The organism is uncultured Ruminococcus sp. (genome assembly GCF_934476685.1).
Taxonomy (GTDB): domain Bacteria; phylum Bacillota; class Clostridia; order Oscillospirales; family Ruminococcaceae; genus Hominimerdicola.
On sequence record NZ_CAKSNX010000001.1, the window covers coordinates 412,343 to 432,245 of the forward strand.

Annotated in this window: 17 protein-coding genes; 15 read left to right on the top strand and 2 right to left on the bottom strand. The window is 45.3% G+C overall.

Annotated features, from left to right (window positions below; genetic code table 11):
• The first annotated feature begins 108 nt into the window (after positions 1–108).
• From Q0E19_RS01900 to Q0E19_RS01935, 8 genes are read left to right on the top strand one after another with little or no spacing between them, the layout of a single operon-like run.
• Positions 109–3,054, top strand: a complete 2,946-nt coding sequence (locus tag Q0E19_RS01900; protein ID WP_294406667.1) for an extracellular solute-binding protein — start codon at positions 109–111, stop codon at positions 3,052–3,054.
• 16 nt (positions 3,055–3,070) lie between these two features.
• Positions 3,071–4,012 carry a sugar ABC transporter permease gene (locus Q0E19_RS01905; protein ID WP_294406670.1) on the top strand — a complete coding sequence of 314 codons (942 nt, stop codon included), beginning with the start codon at positions 3,071–3,073 and terminating at the stop codon, positions 4,010–4,012.
• Between the two features lie 18 nt (positions 4,013–4,030).
• Positions 4,031–4,933 carry a carbohydrate ABC transporter permease gene (locus Q0E19_RS01910; RefSeq protein ID WP_294406673.1) on the top strand — a complete coding sequence of 301 codons (903 nt, stop codon included), beginning with the start codon at positions 4,031–4,033 and terminating at the stop codon, positions 4,931–4,933.
• Between the two features lie 42 nt (positions 4,934–4,975).
• Positions 4,976–6,595, top strand: a complete 1,620-nt coding sequence (locus Q0E19_RS01915; protein ID WP_294406676.1) for a tetratricopeptide repeat protein — start codon at positions 4,976–4,978, stop codon at positions 6,593–6,595.
• A complete protein-coding gene (locus Q0E19_RS01920; protein ID WP_294406678.1) occupies positions 6,596–7,225 on the top strand; it encodes a Yip1 family protein in 630 nt (209 codons plus the stop codon). It begins immediately after the preceding gene.
• 20 nt (positions 7,226–7,245) lie between these two features.
• Positions 7,246–9,753, top strand: a complete 2,508-nt coding sequence (locus tag Q0E19_RS01925) for a DUF5696 domain-containing protein (protein WP_294406681.1) — start codon at positions 7,246–7,248, stop codon at positions 9,751–9,753.
• A 2-nt stretch (positions 9,754–9,755) separates the two neighbouring features.
• On the top strand, positions 9,756–10,769 hold the full coding sequence (locus tag Q0E19_RS01930; RefSeq protein WP_294406684.1) for a sugar ABC transporter permease: 1,014 nt from the start codon (positions 9,756–9,758) through the stop codon (positions 10,767–10,769).
• 12 nt (positions 10,770–10,781) lie between these two features.
• On the top strand, positions 10,782–11,828 hold the full coding sequence (locus Q0E19_RS01935) for a carbohydrate ABC transporter permease (RefSeq protein WP_294406687.1): 1,047 nt from the start codon (positions 10,782–10,784) through the stop codon (positions 11,826–11,828).
• A gap of 153 nt (positions 11,829–11,981) precedes the next feature.
• On the opposite strand, the gene Q0E19_RS01940 is transcribed toward Q0E19_RS01935, so the two are convergent.
• The gene (locus Q0E19_RS01940) at positions 11,982–12,383 is read right to left on the bottom strand and encodes a contact-dependent growth inhibition system immunity protein (protein ID WP_294406690.1); all 402 of its coding nucleotides are present in this window, start codon (positions 12,381–12,383) and stop codon (positions 11,982–11,984) included.
• 119 nt (positions 12,384–12,502) lie between these two features.
• On the opposite strand from Q0E19_RS01940, the gene Q0E19_RS01945 reads away from it, so the two are divergent.
• Positions 12,503–13,060, top strand: a complete 558-nt coding sequence (locus Q0E19_RS01945) for a hypothetical protein (RefSeq protein WP_294406692.1) — start codon at positions 12,503–12,505, stop codon at positions 13,058–13,060.
• Here Q0E19_RS01945 and Q0E19_RS01950 read toward each other — a convergent pair.
• Positions 13,038–14,633: a peptide chain release factor 3 gene (locus Q0E19_RS01950; RefSeq protein ID WP_294406694.1), complete on the bottom strand. Its 1,596-nt coding sequence runs from the start codon at positions 14,631–14,633 to the stop codon at positions 13,038–13,040. The genes Q0E19_RS01945 and Q0E19_RS01950 overlap by 23 nt on opposite strands.
• Before the next feature lie 252 nt (positions 14,634–14,885).
• On the opposite strand from Q0E19_RS01950, the gene Q0E19_RS01955 reads away from it, so the two are divergent.
• Genes Q0E19_RS01955 through Q0E19_RS01980 form a run of 6 tightly spaced genes read left to right on the top strand, consistent with a single transcriptional unit; the run spans position 14,886 to position 19,725 of the window.
• Complete coding sequence (locus tag Q0E19_RS01955) at positions 14,886–15,401, top strand: MotA/TolQ/ExbB proton channel family protein (protein WP_294406696.1); 516 nt, start codon at positions 14,886–14,888, stop codon at positions 15,399–15,401.
• Positions 15,398–16,012 carry a DUF802 domain-containing protein gene (locus Q0E19_RS01960; RefSeq protein ID WP_294406699.1) on the top strand — a complete coding sequence of 205 codons (615 nt, stop codon included), beginning with the start codon at positions 15,398–15,400 and terminating at the stop codon, positions 16,010–16,012. The genes Q0E19_RS01955 and Q0E19_RS01960 overlap by 4 nt, the downstream gene beginning before the upstream one ends.
• Before the next feature lie 45 nt (positions 16,013–16,057).
• Complete coding sequence (locus tag Q0E19_RS01965) at positions 16,058–16,624, top strand: hypothetical protein (RefSeq protein WP_294406701.1); 567 nt, start codon at positions 16,058–16,060, stop codon at positions 16,622–16,624.
• A 13-nt stretch (positions 16,625–16,637) separates the two neighbouring features.
• Complete coding sequence (locus Q0E19_RS01970; protein WP_294406703.1) at positions 16,638–17,486, top strand: patatin family protein; 849 nt, start codon at positions 16,638–16,640, stop codon at positions 17,484–17,486.
• A gap of 19 nt (positions 17,487–17,505) precedes the next feature.
• Positions 17,506–18,402 carry a metallophosphoesterase gene (locus Q0E19_RS01975; protein ID WP_294406706.1) on the top strand — a complete coding sequence of 299 codons (897 nt, stop codon included), beginning with the start codon at positions 17,506–17,508 and terminating at the stop codon, positions 18,400–18,402.
• A gap of 18 nt (positions 18,403–18,420) precedes the next feature.
• Positions 18,421–19,725 carry a M20/M25/M40 family metallo-hydrolase gene (locus Q0E19_RS01980; RefSeq protein ID WP_294406709.1) on the top strand — a complete coding sequence of 435 codons (1,305 nt, stop codon included), beginning with the start codon at positions 18,421–18,423 and terminating at the stop codon, positions 19,723–19,725.
• The last annotated feature ends 178 nt before the right edge of the window (positions 19,726–19,903 follow it).

Genomic DNA, 19,903 nt, shown 5'->3' on the forward strand with positions numbered 1-19,903 from the left:
GTACGATAGAGAATGAAATGAGATGTGCTGTACTGTTTTATACATTATTATAAGACGGAAGTTATTCTCAGGTCGCAACAGCATTATATTAGGAAAGGTGGATTCATAGTGAAAAACACAATGTTTAGGCGTGTTATTTCTTCAGCTCTGGCAATCATGCTGACAGCAACTTGCTTTGTTCCGACAGCTTTTGCCGATACAGCGGAAGATACAGACGCACTAGGCACTCAGGACGCCGCTCAGGACGAGGCGTCTGCGACTACGGGCACCGACGCTATCCGACAGACTTCTTACACGAACTACGTTAAGAAATATGCGGATGCGGCAAGACCTCAGACTGATGATATCACTGTAATGGGCGCTGATTATAAGTCCAAGAGTGACGATCTTTCACAGGGTGACACAACTTTTGACGGAAGATCAGACGTTCTCTACTGGGCAAATCAGACAGGCTCAGTTACATACGAGGTCACAGTACCGGAAGACGGCTGCTACAATATGAAAATGTCCTATCAGGCTCTGGAGGGCAGCACGAGCGACGTGCAGTTCTCACTGCTTATAGACGGTGAAAGTCCATATGCAACAGCTTCAAGAATTACGCTGAACAAGAGATGGGTAAACGAAACCGACATCAAACAGGACTCAAAGGGAAACGATATGCGTCCCGGTCAGGTAGAAAGCCTTTGCTGGCAGGAAACCCCTCTTGAGGATATAGACGGTCTTTTCAACGAGCCGCTTATGTTCTACATGACAGCGGGCACACACGAGATCACACTCGAATCAGAAAAGGCACAGTTCGTTCTGGAAAAGCTTACTGTTTACCAGTATGAAGCTCCGGAAGCTTACACAGCTCCTTCTGACAGCGATCTCAAACAGACACAGGGACAGACGATCACCCTCGAAGGTGAAACTGCTCAGTACAAGTCTGCAAGAACACTTTATCCTACTTCTGACAAGACGTCTTATATGACATCTTCAGTAAACGGATCAAGCCCGACAAAGACAAGATACAATACGATCGGCGGCGGCAGCTGGACACAGTCAACACAGACTGTAACATGGGAATTCAATGTTGAAAATGACGGCTACTACAAGCTCGGCATCTTCGGCAGACAGGACCAGATGAGAGGTATGTACTCAAACAGACGCCTCTACATCGACGGTGTAGTTCCATGCAGCGAGGCTGACAGAATCAAGTTTTACTATAACACCGACTGGAACGTTGTGACTCCTGAAACAGACAGCGGCGAACCGCTCTATTTCTATCTCTCAGCAGGAACCCACACTCTTGCTCTTGAGGCTGTACCTGGAGAGATCGGCGAGATCATGGGTGAGCTTGATGAAACAGTATTTGACATCAACAGCTATTACAGACAGATCAGACAGATCACAGGTCCTGATCCGGACGAATACAACAACTACATGATCGACGTTGCTATCCCTTCTATCATCGACGACTTCAAGTCTTATGCACAGACACTCAGAGATAAGAAGGCAGAGATCGAGGAACTTTCAGGTTCAGGCGGAACAGAAGCCGAAACACTTGAAAAAATGGCTATCGTTCTTGACAAGTGCGTTAAGAAACCTGACCTTATCCCTGAGATGATGAGCCAGATCAAGGATAACGTAACATCAGTTTCTTCATTCATCAACCAGTACCGTGAACAGCCTCTCGAAGTTGATAAGCTTGAGATCGTGTCATCTGACGTTGAGTTCTCAGAGTGCGAAGGTACATTCTTCGGTTCACTTTCAAACGGCTTCCAGGCATTCATCGGTTCATTCTTTGAAGATTACAACTCACTCTCTGATGATGACGATTCAGAGGCTATGGAGTGCTGGGTAACACTCGGACGTGATAACGCTCAGGTAATCAAGGAGATCATCGACAGTGACTACAACCCGACAGCAAGCACAAAGATCAATCTTAAGCTTGTACAGGGCGGTATCATTGAAGCAACATTCTCAGGCAAGGGTCCTGACCTCGCACTCTTCATGGGCGGCGACTTCCCGATCCAGCTGGCAGCAAGAGGCGTACTTACTGACATTTCCAAGTACAGCGATTTTGAAGAACAGACAAAGAAGTATGCTGAAAACGCAATGGTTCTTTATCAGTACAACGGCGGTACATACGGTCTGCCTTGCGAACAGAGATTCCCTGTTCTCTTCTATCGTTCAGACGTACTTGCAGAGTATGACATCGATCCTGATACAGACCTCGCAACATGGGACGGTCTTATCAACTGCCTGCCAACACTTCAGAGAAACTATCTCGAAGTTGGTCTTACACTTCCTGTTGCAGCAAGTACAGGCGGCGTAACAACTATCTCAGCTATTACTGAAAACGGTAATACATTCGCTATGCTGCTCCTCCAGCAGGGTCTTAACTACTACACAGAGGATCAGACAGCTACTACATTCGACACACAGGAAGCTATCAACGCTTTCGATACATGGACGAAGTTCTATACAACATACAGCTTCAGCCAGACATACGACGCATTCACAAGATTCAGACAGGGCGATATGCCGATCGTTATCAAGGATTACACATTCTATAACCAGCTCGCAGTTGCTGCTCCTGAGATCAAGGGATGCTGGGGATTCAGAGCTGTTCCGGGAACAGTAGACGAAAACGGCAACATCAACCACGCTGCAAACTCCGAAGGTTCAGCTGCTATCATCTTCACAAAGGCTCCTGACCAGGAGGGTGCTTGGAACTTCATCAAGTGGTTCACAGATACTGACACTCAGGTCAAGTATGGTAACAACATCGAGTCTGTACTCGGTACAATGGGCCGTTACGCAACAGCTAACCAGGAAGCTCTCAAGCAGCTTTCATGGACAACAACAGAATCCGAGCTTCTTCTCGATCAGATGAACGCTCAGGTAGAGATCCCGATCATTCCTGCATCTTACGGTGTTACACGTAACGTTATGAACGCATTCAGAAGCGTTGTAAATGATTATGAGAACGCAAGAGATACACTGTTCTGGTATAATAAGGACATCAACGCCGAGATCACACGTAAGCGTGCCGATCTTGGTATCGACTAGGAAAGGAGAGTAACATATGGCTAAAAAGGCTAATCCGGACGTACCTGTTATAAAACAGGGAAAATGGGCCTATACCTGGCATATGATGAAGGCTAACAAGGCTTGTTACTTCATGCTCCTGCCTTTTATGGTGTTCTTTATCCTGTTTACGGTCGTACCGGTAGTAATGTCCCTACCAATGGGCTTTACTAACTTCAATATGATCCAGACTCCTCAGTTTGTAGGTCTGTCTAACTTCTATACGCTCTTCGTAAACGACGACGTATTCATGATCGCTATAAGAAACACTCTTATCTTTGCGATCTTCACAGGTCCTTTCTCTTATGTGCTCAGCTTCCTTATCGCTTGGCTGATCAATGAGATGAATCCATTCCTGAAAACATTCTTCACATTCGTTTTCTATGCACCTTCAATGACAACTTCTGTTTATGTAACATGGCAGCTCATTCTTTCAGGTGACTCATACGGATACCTCAACGCTATCCTTATCGACCTCGGTATCTTCACCGAGCCTGCACAGTGGCTGACAGATACAAACTACATTCTTGCAGTAGTTATTATCGTACAGCTGTGGATGTCAATGGGCGCAGGCTTCCTTGCGATCCGTGCAGGTTTCCAGAACATCGACAAGTCAATGTACGAAGCAGGCGCTATCGAAGGTATCAAGAACAGATGGCAGGAGCTTTTCAAGATCACAATCCCTTCAATGGGACCTCAGCTTCTGTTCGCTGCCGTAATGCAGATATCTTCTTCATTCACAGTCGGTGTTGTTGGTCAGAACCTCGTTGGTCTGCCGTCAACAGACTATGCAGCTCACACAATAATGAACCACGCAACAGACTACGGTTACACTCGTTACGAGATGGGTTACTCGTCTGCAATATGCTTCGTTCTGTTCGCTGCAATGCTCCTTGCCAACAAGGGTGTAAACTGGCTCTTGGGCAAGTATCTTGATTAAAGGAGGGGAGTATCACAAATGGCTAGAAAAAGAAAAAAGCAGCAATCAATAGAAAAGCTGAAAGTCAAGGATAAGCGCAAGCGTGTCAACGGTTCGCTGGGCGGAGATATCTGTATCTTCATCTTCCTCGTACTTCTTGGAATATTCATGGTATTCCCTCTTTACTATTCAGTTATACAGTCATTAAAGCCGGTTGAGGAACTCTTCGTATTCCCTCCAAAGCTTTATGTACTTAATCCTACGGGACACAACTTCTCAGATATGTTCAAGGTTGCGGCAAGCTCATGGCAGGTCCCGCTCTCAAGATATATCTTCAACAGCTTCTTCATTACTATCGTTATCTGTGCTGCGAACCTTTTCGTTTGCTGCTGTGCGGCATTTGTACTTTCAAAGTGCAAGTTCCCAGGCAACAAGGTCGTAAACCAGATAATCGTCGTAGCTCTTCTGTTTGCTTCAAACGCAACATGGATCATGCAGTTCCTTGTAATGGCTAAGCTGCACATGATCGATACATACTGGGCACTCATCCTCCCAAGCGTATCGACAGCAATGAACCTTTACCTTATGCGTCAGAGTATGACTTCTATCCATGATTCAATGGTAGAGGCTGCTAAGGTGGACGGAGCAGGACTGTTCAGAATATGCTGGCAGATCGTTGTTCCGAACTCAAAGCCTGCTCTGATGACTCTGATAATCTTTGCGTTCCAGGGCGCATGGAACATTCAGGGCGGAGTTCTTACATACTCCGAGGAACTTAAAACACTACCAACAGTTGTACAGCAGATCACAATGGCAGGTCTTGCACGTCAGGGCGTAACATTCGCAGCTTCAGTTGTACTTCTGGTACCACCGCTTCTTGTATTCCTTATCGCTCAGGGTAACGTTATGGAAACAATGGCAAACTCCGGTATGAAGGATTAATCGTATTTAACATTAAACTAAAAAGGAAATAGGTGATAAGTAGTGTTGAGAATTAAAAACTCTCTGAAGAAAATTCTCTGCGTATCAATGGCTGCAGCGGCTGCACTGTCTATGACGATGACATCCTTTGCTGCCGAGCCTTATGAATCCTATATTTACGATACATGGGAAGACGCTATCCCGTCACAGAACGCATATCGTATCGACAGGACCGTAACGGGCGCAGATATGGGACTTGCAAGACTTGCAGACCCGACCGACGCACTCTACATTGAGGGCGCATCAACAAGCCTCAGCAATCCGAAAGATCTCTTCTTCGATCCAGACGAAAAGATCTTCTGGGTAGCAGATACAGACAACAACAGAGTTCTCAGACTGGATCTTGATCTTCAGGTAACAGGCGTTTACACAGGCGTTTGGGGCAGCTCAGAGATCAATGTCGGCGAGGACGGCGAATCAAAGTTCGCTTCTCCTTCAGGTATTTACAGTAAGAGAAGTCTTTACACAAACGATCTGTACATCTACATTGCGGACTATGACAACTCAAGAGTTCTCAAGGCAACAGTAGATTCAGACAGAAAGCTCTCACTGGTTCAGGAATACACAAAGCCTGACACAGAGCTTTATCAGGTAGAAACATTCAACCCTTCAAAGGTCATCGCAGACCTTGCTGAAAACGTATATGCAGTTTGCTCATCAGTAAACACAGGTTCTGTACAGTTCAACAAGGACGGCGAGTTCCAGGGATTCTACGGCGCAAACAGAGTTGAAGTTACAGCTGCTGTTGTTGCTCAGAAGCTTTGGAGAAAGATCGCATCAAACGAGCAGATCGCAGGTATGACAAGAAACGTTCCTGTTGAGTACGCTAACTTCGATGTTGATGATGACGGATTCATCTATACAGTAACTGAGGCCGCTAACACGACAACAGACGCTGTTAAGAAGCTTAATCCGGCTGGATACAACATCTGGGATAACGCTGCCGGCGATGAATACACATTCGGCGACATCGCAGCTGAGTATGATGCAACAACAAACTCTTCATACTCCACAAGACTTACTGACATCGTTGTATCAGACAACGGTATCATCAATGTTCTTGACTTCTCGACCGGACGTGTGTTCCAGTACGACCGTAACGCTAACCTCCTCTGCATCTTCGGTACAAAGAATTCTACCAACGACCAGAGAGGAAGCTTCTCCAATCCTAATGCGGTAGAGGCTTACGGCAATAACATCTACGTTATCGACGGTTCAAAGAACGATATCACAGTTTACTCTGAAACTACTTTCGGAAAGCTCATGCATCAGGCTGTTGAGCTTTATGATGAGGGCAGATACACAGAGGCTAAGCCGATCTGGGAAGACGTTATCAAGAGAGACGGCGGTTATCCGCTCGCTTACATAGGTCTTGGTAAGGCTGCTCTTAACGAGGGCGAGTACACAAAGGCTCTTGACTATTTTGAAACTGCATACGATCAGGACGACTATGATAAGGCGTTCAAGTATGCAAGAGAAGATTTTGTTGAGGAGAACTTTACAGTGATGATCGTTGTACTGATCGTTGTTATCGTATGGCTCTTCGTTCTGGCAAGACTTCACAAGAAAAACATCTACCTTATCAAGGGTAGGATCAAGAAAAAAGAAAAGGAGGGAAACTAAATGTATGAATTTACACCTTTAGGCTGGGTAAGACACTGTGTTCTTCATCCTGTTGAAGGCTTTGAGGACCTGAGATGGAAAAAGCAGGGCTCAATGAAAATTTCAATGGTCATTGTTTTCCTTCTGTTCGTGGCTATGGTAGCTGACAGACAGCTTACCGGTTTCCAGTTCAACAACAACTATGTAAAGATCTTCAACGTTGTTCCGCTTATCGTACAGTCTGTTGTTTACTACTTCACATGGGTAATAGGCAACTGGTCGATCTGTACTCTGCTGGACGGCGAGGGAACTTTCAAGAGGATCGCTATCAACTCAGCGTATGCTCTTGTTCCTTACATCGTTTGCACATTCATTAAGGTGATCCTTTCAAACCTCCTCGTACAGGACGAGTCGATCTGGATAAGCGCTATATCAATTCTCGGTATGTGCTGGTCGATAATCCTTATGATACAGGCAATGAGAGCTGTTCACCAGTATTCATTCAGCAAGACGCTGGTTTCAATGATCCTGACATTGCTTGCAATGCTCCTTATTCTGTTCCTTGCGATCCTTCTTCTCTCATTGTTCCAGCAGGTTTACGTATTCGGTTATTCAATCTACACAGAGATTGCATATAGAATCAGAGGCTAAATAGAAACGGTGGTGTAAAAATGCATAACAAAAGTTATAAAAAGGCTATCGTCTTTGCGCTGTGTCTTACAATGCTGGCGCCTCTTGGTTCTATGGCAGTATCCTCCGCAGCTGACAGTTCGGAGGCAGGGGATACATCAAGCTCCGCTGCAGGTACGGAAAGCACAGACTCAACTGCTGATACAGCAGATGAAACTGCCGCTGCCGATGAGGGCGAGGCTGTTGTGACTTCCGATGAATCGGCAGATGCAGCTGTTGCTGATGACGCTGAGGCAGATGCGGAAACCACAGACACCGCTGCAGATGATGAGGACAAGGTCGAGATGCTCACAAACGAGCAGGCCATTGCTCTTGAAAGCTGCGAGCAGGTGGCAGAGAACGATAACTTTATACTCTACTGCGACGAGGAAAACGAAAGACTTTGTCTTTACGTTAAAAAGTCGGGCAGATATTGGTGGACTTCACCTATAAATATTGACGCTGACGAAACGATCGTTGATACTGCAAAGCAGACTTCAATGAAGAGCGCTGTTCGTAAGCAGATCGCTTCAAGCTGCGCTATCAAGGTCGGCGACCTCAGACAGGAAAAGAGAACAGAATCTGCTGCTCCTCTTTACTCCAACAAGGCAAGAACAACATTCAAGACAGAAGCTGACGGTGTGGCTATTACATACAAGTATTCCAGCGAGGGTGTTACTCTCACGGTTCACTATCAGCTCTGCGATGATAACCTTTATGTTTACTGCGACACAAGTGAGATCGTTGAGGACAACATCTCAACTGTTGACGGTAAGATACTTACAAAGCTTCAGCTTGCGCCTTACTTTGCAGCTGTTCCTTCAACAGATGAAACGGGCGCTGAAACTCAGGGCTATATGATAGTTCCTGACGGAAGCGGTGCAGTCATCAACTACAATAACGGCAAGGGCAGCTACCCTGACTACAACCAGCAGGTCTACGGCAGAGATTATACAGCCGTTCCGCTCACAGCTCCTAGAGTTACCGAGCAGGCTTATCTCCCTGTACTTGCTACTGTAAACGGTTCTTCCGGTATCGTTGCGGTTTGCTCCGACGGCGACTCCAACGTTTACGCAAGAGCGCAGGTAAGCGGTCAGAACAAGCAGGTATACAACAACTGCTACTTCGAGTTTGAAACACGTTCATCAGACGCATTCTTCATGAGCGGCGACAGCTCCAACAAGATCACCGTATTTGAAAAGGACAATATCAAGACTGACAGATTCGGTGTTCGTTACTACGCTGTTGATTCAGACGACGGAGAAGATGTAAACTATGCGGACTGCGCAGCAGTTTACAGAAACTATCTCATCAACGAAAAGGGGCTTACAGCAAAGGCTGAGGATAATTCAAACAACCTTTACCTCGACCTCTACGGCGGAGTTATCAAGCGTACTTCTATCTGCGGTCTGCCTTTCAATCTCAAGACTGAGATCACAGGCTTCGATCAGGCAGGAGAGATCGTTGACGAACTCAAGTCAAACGGCGTTGATACATTTACTGTAAATTACAATGACTGGACAAACGCTTCTATCAAGGGCAAGATCTCAACAGAGGTCAAGCCGTCAGGAACACTTGGCGGTTCAAGCGACTTTGAAGATTTCCTTGCTACTGAGAACGCAACAGTTTATCCGTCACTCAACAACTTCACAATGGATTCAAGCTCATCAGGTTACTTCACTCTGACAAGCACAGCAATAAGAATTTCAAACGCTTATTCAAGACAGTCCTCATACAGCCTCTCATTCGGAGTTGCTAAGAAGGGCGTTGCACCGGCTCTGCTTTCACCTAACAAGTACACACAGGCTTTTGAGGAAATGATCGAAAGCTACGGCGATGAGGATATCTCAAATGCAGGTTTCGGACTGTTCTCTTCAAGACTCGTTGGAGATTACACAAGAAAAGAACCTTCAAGCAGAAACAAGACAATGAACACCATTGTTGAACAGTACGCAGCAGCTCAGAACAGCATAGGTTCACTTATCGCTGACGAGGCTAACGCTTATGTACTTCCTTACGTTTCAACAGTTACAAACGTTCCTGTATCATCAAGCGGATTCAACGTAACAGACTACGATATCCCATTCTATCAGATGGTACTTCACGGATACGTTCCTTACTCCTCAACTTCTATCAACAAGAGTTCAAATTCTGATGAGACCTTCCTGCTCTCTATCGCATCAGGTTCACAGATCCATTACGATATGACTTATGTTGACGCAGACACTCTTCAGGATACAGATTACAACGACCTGTATTATACCAACTACAAGGGTTGGACAGAGCTTGCTGCTAAACAGTATAAGGCTGCTAACGACGTTCTTTCCGCTGTTTCAGGCTATACTATCTCAAAGTATGAGGTAAGCGAGGACGGAAACCAGCTCACAACAACTTACTCCAAGGACGGAGCAAGCGACGTTGTTATCACAGTTGACAAGGCTAACGCTGTTGCAACTGTTGACGGCAAGACAGTTGAGCTTACAGATTGTATTGAAGGAGGTTTGGAATAATAATGAGTGAAATCGAGAAAAACACTTCTGAAGCAGAAGTTCAGGAAATAGTCCAGACATCTGAAGATACCGCTGTTGAAGCAGCAGCTGCTTCCGCACCTGCTAAAAAGGAAAAGAAGCACAGACTTTCTTACGAAAAGAGAAAGGGACTTTACGGATACGGATTTATCGCTATCTGGATCCTCGGTACGATCTACTTCTTCCTTTTACCTCTGGTTGAGTCACTTATCTACTCATTCAACCAGACGACCGTTCAGCCGGGCGGAATGGAAATGAAATTCATCGGCTGGGACAACTATGTTAATGCTTTCCGTAAGGACCAGGATTATTCTCTGGCACTTGTGAATATGCTGAAAAACACAGCTCTTAAAACACCTCTGATCCTTATTTTCGCTATCTTCATAGCGATCATACTCAATCAGAAGTTCCACGGAAGAACATTCGCAAGAGCAGTATTCTTCCTCCCTGTTATCATTGCAACAGGTCCTGTCATCGACATCATCAACGGTAACATGAGTACAGGCGGATATGCAGGCGGTTCAGAACAGTTCAGCACAATGTTTGAGGCTGACCTCGTTGACCAGCTGCTCAACTTCCTCGGTATTTATAACATCAGTGATAAGCTGACAGAAACTATCAACTCACTTACAACTGATATATTCAATCTGGTATGGAACTCAGGTATCCAGATCCTTCTTATCCTCTCAGCTCTCCAGGGTATCTCACCTGCATCTAAGGAAGCTGCACAGATGGAAGGCGCAACATCATGGGAGTTCTTCTGGAAGATCACTCTTCCACACATCAGCCCTATGATCCTTGCAAGTATCGTTTACACAGTAGTTGACTCATTCGTAGACCCACAGAACGAAGTTATGACTATCGTTCTTAACAAATCAACGAACTGGGAGCATGGCTATTCAGCCGCAATGGCATGGGCATACTTCGCAATTATCGCAGTTTGTCTCGCAATAGTTTGTGCTATCGTTAACAAGTTCGTTTACTATGAAGTAGATTAAGGGGGGATTTAAGTGGCAACTAAAAAAGAAGAAAAAGAGTTCGAAAAAGAACGCAAGGCTGCTATTAAAGCCCGTCATAAAAAGATGAAGGAGGACGGTATTGAAAAATACCTCACTCCTGAACAGATCAAGTATAACAGACGTAAGAAAGCGATCGGTACGGTTTGGCCTTTCTTCAGATTTGTTATACTGTTCGGTCTTTGCTTCATTATTCTGTATCCGCTGATCTTCATGCTCTCAACAGCATTCAGACCAAACGAGCAGATGAACGATCCGTCTATCGTATGGATCCCTAAGAGCTTCACGCTCAGCAACATCTCGGACGTATGGAAGGTAATGAACTTCACAGATACTGTTATAAACACTATCATTCTGAACCTCATCGCTTCTGTACTTCAGGTAATTACCTGCTCACTTACAGGTTACGGTTTCGCAAGATTTAAGTTTAAGGGTAAGGGAATCCTGTTCGCTATCGTTATTCTTATGATCATCGTTCCACCGCAGATCACAACTATCCCACTGTATATGCAGTATGCATACTTCAAGCCACAGTGGCTCGCAAAGCTGCTCACAGGCGGAGAAACAACACTCATCAACAGTGGTTGGACAATGTATCTGCCGGCAATGTTCGCAAACGGTATCAAGGCAGGTCTGTTCATCTTCATCTTCCGTCAGTTCTTCAGAGGACTTCCTAAGGAGCTTGAAGACGCAGCTTACCTCGACGGATGCAGCCCTCTTTACACATATGTAAAGATCATGGTTCCTAACGCAAAGCAGTCATTCCTGACAGTATTCCTGTTCTCGATCGTATGGTACTGGAACGACTACTATGTATCATCTTCATTCTTCACAAAGAACGATACAGTAGCTCTTATGCTTAAGAACCTCAACACAAACCTTACACAGCAGCTCTTTGACGGTCAGTCAGTATCTGTTCGTCAGATCATTGTTTGGCTTGAAGCCGGTTGTCTGCTGTCGATCACACCAATACTTATCATGTATGTATTCTTACAGAGATACTTCATTGAAGGTATTGAAAGATCTGGTCTTGCTAACTAATTTGTTAAATAGACATTATAAAAAGCTGTTGCCTTATGGCAGCAGCTTTTTTGTGTTATGGGGGGATTTTGAGTAGTATAAAGCGGAGAGGGGGGAATAAAAATGGGAAAATAAAAACAGCAAGGGTGTCCTTGCTGTTTGGGGTTAGCTATACTAAAGCCGTATTTGGAGGTATTTATTTACAAGCTCATTTGACACTTCTTCAAAATTTTCTATCTTTGAGCGATTTTCTTGAAGAATTGATATAAAGGTTTTTAGTTCATCTTGATTGTATTTCCAATCATCTAAATCCAATCGAAGTACAGCAAGCAGTAAATCTCCTTCATAGTATATTACATCAATAAGAGGGTTAGCCTGTAATATATCAATTGCCACTGACAATACAAAGCGTAAGCCAATTTTCTGACCAATTAAGCATCTGATTTCTTCATACGACAAGTCTTTTATGGGCTTCTGTCTTGCTTTATGACAGGTTGTTACAACATAAGAAGAAAATGATGGCTCTCCCCAAAAATCTTGCTCTAATTCTTCAATAGACATCTCATTATCAATCATATATGTCACCTGCAAATTCAGATTTATCGGACAGTCACCACGCCCCTTACTAACCCTTATTATACCAAACAACCGCCGAAAAGTCAATGATTTGGCTTAAAGCAGAAAGGATAATCTTTATGAACAATAACCAGCTTGCGGAAGTCGCAAAAATCCTCGGTGTTTCCGAGGACATCATTACCGCTATGTACGATGAGGACAAAAAGGCAGTCTTTGAAGCCCTCGATAACCTGTGGCAGAAAGGCTCTGTCTACATTGAGCTTGCAGAGGTCGCAAAGTCAACGGGCATCACCCTTGCGACACTTCGCAGTCTTGACTATGAAACCCAGCAGTCTATCGTCTATGAGTTCATGATGGACAGACCGCAGACAGCGAGCTTGCCGAGCGTCCCGAATTTCCCCGTCCGGCGAGGACCCGTCCGCCCGAGGACTTTTAGTGAAAGTTATATCTCGGTTTCTTCCGAGCGCAAATGGGAAGTTCAGACCGCAGACAGCGAGCTTGCCGAGCGTCCCGAATTCCCCCGTCCGGGAGGACCCGTCCGCCCGAGGACTTTTAGTGAAAGTCATATCTCGGTTTCTTCCGAGCGCAAATGGGAAGTTCAGACCGCAGACAGCGAGCTTGCCGAGCGTCCCGAATTACCCCGTCCGGGAGGACCTATTGGAGAGCGCCACGGTTGAATTCGGAGAGTTCAAGACCTTCGTTCTTTTCAAGCGCCCAGCGTATGTTCCATTCGCTGGTGAAAAGCAGCAGATAATTGCCCCTGAAATCCTTGACCAGCTTGGTGTCGCTGGACAGCTTTAACTTCTTTACATCAATGTCTTCGTTGTCTATCCACCTGATGTGGGAGTAGGAAAGACTTTCTTTGTATAGATCAACGTTGTATTCGTTCTTCATTCTGTATTCAAAAACTTCAAGCTGAAGTACGCCTACTACACCAACAATTACCTCTTCCATTCCCGTTTCAGGCTCTTGGAATATCTGTATCGCACCTTCCTGCGCTATCTGTGTCGCACCCTTGACAAACTGCTTTCTCTTCAGCGTGTCTTTCTGACGTACCCTCATGAAATGCTCTGGTGCAAAGGTCGGTATAGGCTCAAACTCAAACTTCTTCTTTGGTGAACATATGGTGTCACCAATAGCGAAAATACCAGGATCAAATACACCGATAATGTCGCCTGCGTATGCCTCGTCAATGATCTCTCGCTCCTGTGCCATTATCTGCTGAGGCTGTGAAAGACGCATCTTCTTGTTGCCCTGAACGTGGAGAACGTCCATGTCCTTGTCAAACTTGCCTGAACAAATTCTCAGGAATGTTATTCTGTCCCTATGCGCTTTGTTCATGTTCGCCTGTATCTTGAATACAAAGGCGGAGAAATCTTCGTCAAATGGATCTATAAGTCCCTCGCTGGACATTCTTGGTGTAGGCGAGGTGGTCATTTCGAGAAATCTTTCAAGGAAAGGCTCAACACCGAAATTCGTCAGCGCAGAACCAAAGAATACCGGCGAAAGCTCACCCTTGCGTACCTTGTCGATATCAAATTCATAGCTTGCGCCGTCAAGAAGTTCAATATCATCTGCAAGAGTTTCGTGAAGATCAGCACCGATAAGTGTGTCAAGCTCAGGATCGGAAAGGTCTACTTCGGTAGCTGATACCTTGTGGTTTCCGCCGCTTGCCTCAAATGAGATGATGTGCTTTTTCTCTCTGTCATATACACCCTTGAAATCCTTGCCGCAGCCGATAGGCCAGTTTACAGGATATGTCTGTATGCCAAGTTCGGACTCGATCTGCTCCATAAGGTCGAAAGGATTTCTTGCCTCTCTGTCCATCTTGTTGATGAAAGTGAAAATAGGGATATGGCGCATTACGCAGACCTTGAAAAGCTTTCTGGTCTGGTTCTCTACACCCTTTGAAGCGTCGATGACCATTACGGCGGAGTCTGCCGCCATAAGAGTACGGTAGGTGTCCTCAGAGAAGTCCTGATGTCCCGGAGTGTCGAGGATATTTATGCAGTAGTTGTTGTACTGGAACTGCATAACGGAGGAGGTTACGGAAATACCTCTCTGCTTTTCGATCTCCATCCAGTCTGAAACAGCGTGACGGGAGTTCTTTTTGCCCTTTACTGCGCCTGCCTGTGCGATAGCACCGCCGTAGAGAAGAAATTTTTCGGTCAGAGTTGTTTTACCTGCGTCCGGGTGGGATATGATGGCAAAGGTCCTTCGCCTTTTGATTTCGTCCTGCAAATTACTCAAGCTTATTCCTCCATATATTTAAAGTCGGTTTAAAATCATACCCTATTATTATAACACAATATCAGCCGCATTGCAAGAGCTTAAAGGCGGCTAAAACATATTTATATAAGCAAATTGCGGTGTATTATCTGACAAGGCTCAGCATAATTGTGTTCACTAGATGAAACTATGCGCTCAGAGGGTCGGCAGGGGTGTTTTATACTTGCTTTTTGGTCGGTTTTGTGATATTATGTAATGTAAGGGGGGATCCTAATGAAAAACATATTTTCAGTGATTTTCATGAACCTGTGGGGCTATGATATGATAATTTTCATAACGGCAGTGTTCACAGGCATAGTTTATTATTTTCTCAGAAGATCCGCCGAAAGGCTTTATAAAAAGATGCATCTGACCGTTTTTGTTCCCGACGGGGGAACGTCACGGAAAGAGGCTGACAGCGATATATCACAGCTGAGGGAATCTCAGGTGGTGGATATGCGCAACCATACCGCAAAGCTTTACTCTATTTTCGTAAATCTGACGGGAATATTTCCGCTGCTGGGAATACTGGGTACGGTAGTTTCGCTGCTGGGTATGGTGTCCGATATGGAGAACGTTACAGGCAACTTTTACGGGGCGCTGACTTCGACTTTCTGGGGACTTGTGTTCGCTATAATCTTCAAGTTCCTTGACGGCGTTATATCCGCAAAAATAGAGGATAACGAAAAATCCGTTGCACTTTACCTTGACCGCAACTCGGCAGAAACCAAAGCAGGGGACAAGCTATGAACGGCAGCCGCAAAAGCAAGGGCATAGTCATTGAGCTGACCGCCCTGCTCGATGTTATACTTATAATGCTGTTCTGGGTGATGATGGATATGCAGAACAACAATGACGAGGTAAAGGCTGACGCTGAAAAGCGTGTGGAGGCTGCGCAGTCGGCTCTTGAGGACGAAAGGACTCAGTGGCAGGAGCAGCTGGACAGCATACTTGACGATACAAGCCGTCAGGTAGCCGAGGCATGGGAAAAGGCGGAAAGCGTAGACAGTCAGGCGGCTCAGAACCAGCAGGCACTTGACGGATATGAACAGGGGCTTCTGGTTACACTTAATCTGAAATATGACGATAACGGCAGAGGGAAGCTTTATATCTCTCAGGGAAAAAATAAGAGCGCACAGACGGATATCACCTCGGCAGCTGAGATATCTGCTGAGATAGAGAAGTATTTTGAGGATATGGGTTCTTCAAAGGAAGATGTGCTGCTGTGTGCGCTTGTATATGACGGCGACAAGGCTCTTTACAGAGATGTAAAGGAGGTCACCGCCGCTGTGGATATGGTGGGAGAAGTGTATGAAAATTTCTACTGCGCTTATATCAATACCACCAATATCAGCGAATAAATTTCTGAATAACTGAATACATGAATACCGAAAGGACGATAACAAATGAGCATTGAAAAGGACGTTGAAAAGCTTTATAAAGGCGATATCGAAAAGCAGAAGAAAAATCAGAAAAAGAAAAAGAAGAAAAGGCTTGTTACTTTGCTTTTTGTAATAATTTTTATAGCCGCAGTGATACTGCTTATGAGGTATCTCGGAATAGGTTTCGGCGGCGGAAAGGGCGAGGGCGGCGAGAGCAGCGGCTCGGACAAGTCCGTAAGCTCATCAGTTTCGGACGAAAGCCAGACTTCTTCACAGACTACCACAACTGCTGTTCCGAAAGAATATATTGGAATAAAGGTTTCGGGCAGCACATATCTTTATCAGGGCAGCGAAATAACCCTCGAAAATCTGACTGAAACTATCAGACTTATGAGCGACAATGTTGTGGTGCTTATCACAGACGATAATGCGACAAAGAACGCAATGGACGCTCTTACATCTGCTTTTGACAAGACAAAACGTGAATATCTTATAGAGTCTGCGGCGACAGAGTCGGGAGCTGACGTTTCGGCAGCGGACAACACAGATTCAGCAGCGCAGTCTGCTACGGCAACTACTCTTGTACCATAAGAAAGGATAAAAAATGCTTGGACTTACAATTGAGGGCGGCGCAAGCAGAACGGTCTATTCCTGCGGGATACTTGACGCTCTCCTCGAAGAAGATATAATGGCGGATAAGATAATAGGCGTGTCGGCGGGTGCGGCTTTTGGAGTTTCCTATGCGTCAAGGCAGAAGGGCAGGAACTACCGCCTTGCTACGGAGTTTATGGGGACAAAGAAATATATGGGCATGGGAAATATGCTCGATCCGTCCAACAGGTGCTACTATAATCTTGATTATGCATGGGACGAAGTGCCGAACAAATGGCTGCCTTATGATTATAAGGCTTTTGAGGAATACAAGGGCGAATTTTATGCGGTGGTCACAAATGTGAAAAGCGGAAAGGCTGAGTATATGCCTGTTCCGAGAGATGATAAGACATGGCAGCTGCTGAGGGCGACCTGCGCTCTGCCGATTATGTTCCCAGAGATAGAGATAAACGGCGAAAAATATCTTGACGGCGGTATAGCAGATTCAATACCGTATAAAAAGATGATGGAGCTTGGCTGCGACAAGAATATAATCATACTTACAAGACCGAGAGATTACAGAAAGACCACAGACAGCCTTACAAAGCTTTGCATGAAGTATTACAGAAAATATCCTGAGTTTTCAGAGGCTCTGCGGACAAGGGCGGAGCGTTACAATCAGTGCGTCAGCGAGATAATGACGTTGAAAGAGCAGGGAAAAGTCTTTGTGTTCACACCTAAGTCGGTTTTCGGTGTGGGAAGGACAGAGGGCGACCCTAAAAAGCTGGACAGACTTTACCGCCACGGATATAACCACGCAAAGTGGGCAATGGAAGATCTGAAAAGATATATTTCAAAATAATTTACGGAAATGGTGTGCTATGTCAAATAAACTTTTGAAATTTGTTATATACAGCATTGCTGCTGCGGCAGGGGCATACTGCCTTGTGCAGAACCGTCAGCTGAGGGTGGAGGAATGCAGGCTTGTGAGCGAAAGGCTTCCACAGCAGTTTGAGGGGAAAAAGATACTGCTTATTGCAGATCTCCATAAGAAAAGGTATGGGGAGAATTTCAACAACCTTATGAATTCGGTGCTGGCAGCCGAGCCTGATTATATCTTCTTCTCAGGGGATCTTTACAGCAAGGACGAAACTGATCTGCTGCCAAAAGCTGCGCTGATGAAAAGGCTGAAGGAAGCGGCACCTGTATACTACGTTCTGGGAAATCACGAGATAAGGAATATGGATAACTGCGAGGCGCTGTGTTACAAGCTGGAGAGCATGGGCATAAACGTGCTGCGCAATGATATGATGAGGATATATGAGAACGGCGCATATATAAATGTGTACGGAACTCAGCTTCCCGTAAGCTGCTATATAAACCGCAAAGGCAGATATAGCAACTTAAAAGAGATAACCGCTGACGACCTTGATAGGTATCTTGGAAAGGCGAGGGAGAATGAGTTCAATATGCTTATATCCCACAACCCGTTTTTCCTTGAGGCTTATGCCGAGTGGGGAGCGGATATGGTTTTCGCAGGGCATTGCCACGGCGGCTGTGTAAGGCTGCCATTTGTGGGCGGTATACTTTCGCCAGAAAGGAAGTTCTTCCCGAAATACACGAAGGGTATATACCGCTGCGGAAAAACTGTAATGGCGCTGACAGCGGGGCTTGGAAAATTCAGACTTAATAACCCGTCGGAGGTAATGCTTTGTACCCTCAGCAGGGAGGAAGTGCCGAAAAAGCACAGCAGGAATGCATGGACCATAGACGGATAAAAAGGAGATAATTATTTTATGAGCAGAAATTATGCGGAGAAATTTTCGCAGTATTTTGAAGATCATATGGCGGAGATACTCGGCGACCTTAACGAGATAATCTCCATAGAGAGCGTTGCGGACGAAAATGCACAGCCGCAGCCTTTCGGCGAGGGTTCGGCAAAGGCTCTTGCTTGGGGAGAGAATTTTATGAAGAAGATAGGCATGAAAACGAGAAATTTCGATAACTATGCCGTTCGTGGAGATTTTTACGAGTCGGGCGAGCCTGAGCTTGGCATACTTGCGCACCTTGATACTGTGCCTGCAAGCGACGGCTGGAGCTTTCCGCCTTTTAAACTGACGGAAAAGGACGGCGTTCTTTACGGCAGGGGAACTATCGACGATAAAGGTCCTGCGGTTGCGGCACTATGGGCGGCAAAGGCTGTAAGAGAGCTTTCCGTACCTGTGAAGAATTTCCGTATAATTTTCGGCGGAAATGAAGAGAACGGCTGCAAGGATATGGAGTATTATCAGAGCTGTGAAAAATTCCCGAAAAATGTTTTTACGCCTGATGGCTCTTTTCCTGTGCTGAACTGCGAAAAGGGAATGGTGCATCTGACATTTTCTGCGCCTTTTGAAGATAATGATATAAGCGAGATAAAGGGCGGAACTGTTATAAACGCTGTGCCTGACGTTTGCAGAGTAAAGTATTCTGACGACAGTAATGCTGAATACAGGGGAAAAGCTTCCCACGGCTCACGTCCCGAAAACGGAGATAACGCTGTGACAAAGTTCCTTGGGGAATATGTAAAGGACGGCGGAAAAAATGGGAAACTTTGCGGACTGGCAGAGCTTTTCCCATATGGCGACTTTTGCGGCAAGGCTTGCGGAATGGGATTTTCAGATGATGTATCGGGTGAAATGACCTGTGTTCTGACTTTGCTCAGTGTTGAAAATGGAAAACTCAGCGGAGGTATAGACATACGTTTCCCAATAGACAGAACATATGGCGAGATAAGCGGCATCATCACAGATAAACTTGCGCAGGCAGGTTTTACAGTTGACGAATGTGAGGGAATGGAGCCGCACTACGTTGATGAAAAGAGCGATTTCGTTCAGAAATTGCTTGCGGTCTATGAGCGAGTAAAGGGCGAAAAGGGTTACTGCATTGCAGAGGGCGGAATAACCTATGTGCATAATACCGAGGGCGCAGTAGCTTTCGGAGCGGAGTTCCCAGAGGAAAACAACAATATGCATGGTGATGATGAGCATATCACTATGGAAACTTTCAGATACAATCTGAATATGTATGCAAATGCTATTGCTGAGATAGCAGGCAAATAATAAATGAGAGGATCTAAACGTTCTGCGGGGACTTTCCTGCGGAACGTTTTTTGATTGTGAAAAATGTACAAAGTATTACTGCTAAATTTGTATTACTAAAAATAATAAGCTTTGTTGCATTTGAATGGCGAATGTGTTATAATGTAATAAATTGATGTGGCTTAGAATGAGATTTTTT

What these genes read in the sequence shown, in the direction of transcription:
- Q0E19_RS01905 (WP_294406670.1), top strand. Translation starts at nt 3,071, where the DNA reads ATGGCTAAAAAGGCTAATCCGGACGTACCTGTTATAAAACAGGGAAAA.
- Q0E19_RS01910 (WP_294406673.1), top strand. Translation starts at nt 4,031, where the DNA reads ATGGCTAGAAAAAGAAAAAAGCAGCAATCAATAGAAAAGCTGAAAGTC.
- Q0E19_RS01920 (WP_294406678.1), top strand. Translation starts at nt 6,596, where the DNA reads ATGTATGAATTTACACCTTTAGGCTGGGTAAGACACTGTGTTCTTCAT.
- Q0E19_RS01925 (WP_294406681.1), top strand. Translation starts at nt 7,246, where the DNA reads ATGCATAACAAAAGTTATAAAAAGGCTATCGTCTTTGCGCTGTGTCTT.
- Q0E19_RS01930 (WP_294406684.1), top strand. Translation starts at nt 9,756, where the DNA reads ATGAGTGAAATCGAGAAAAACACTTCTGAAGCAGAAGTTCAGGAAATA.
- Q0E19_RS01940 (WP_294406690.1), bottom strand. Translation starts at nt 12,383, where the DNA reads ATGATTGATAATGAGATGTCTATTGAAGAATTAGAGCAAGATTTTTGG.
- Q0E19_RS01945 (WP_294406692.1), top strand. Translation starts at nt 12,503, where the DNA reads ATGAACAATAACCAGCTTGCGGAAGTCGCAAAAATCCTCGGTGTTTCC.
- Q0E19_RS01955 (WP_294406696.1), top strand. Translation starts at nt 14,886, where the DNA reads ATGAAAAACATATTTTCAGTGATTTTCATGAACCTGTGGGGCTATGAT.
- Q0E19_RS01960 (WP_294406699.1), top strand. Translation starts at nt 15,398, where the DNA reads ATGAACGGCAGCCGCAAAAGCAAGGGCATAGTCATTGAGCTGACCGCC.
- Q0E19_RS01965 (WP_294406701.1), top strand. Translation starts at nt 16,058, where the DNA reads ATGAGCATTGAAAAGGACGTTGAAAAGCTTTATAAAGGCGATATCGAA.
- Q0E19_RS01970 (WP_294406703.1), top strand. Translation starts at nt 16,638, where the DNA reads ATGCTTGGACTTACAATTGAGGGCGGCGCAAGCAGAACGGTCTATTCC.
- Q0E19_RS01975 (WP_294406706.1), top strand. Translation starts at nt 17,506, where the DNA reads ATGTCAAATAAACTTTTGAAATTTGTTATATACAGCATTGCTGCTGCG.
- Q0E19_RS01980 (WP_294406709.1), top strand. Translation starts at nt 18,421, where the DNA reads ATGAGCAGAAATTATGCGGAGAAATTTTCGCAGTATTTTGAAGATCAT.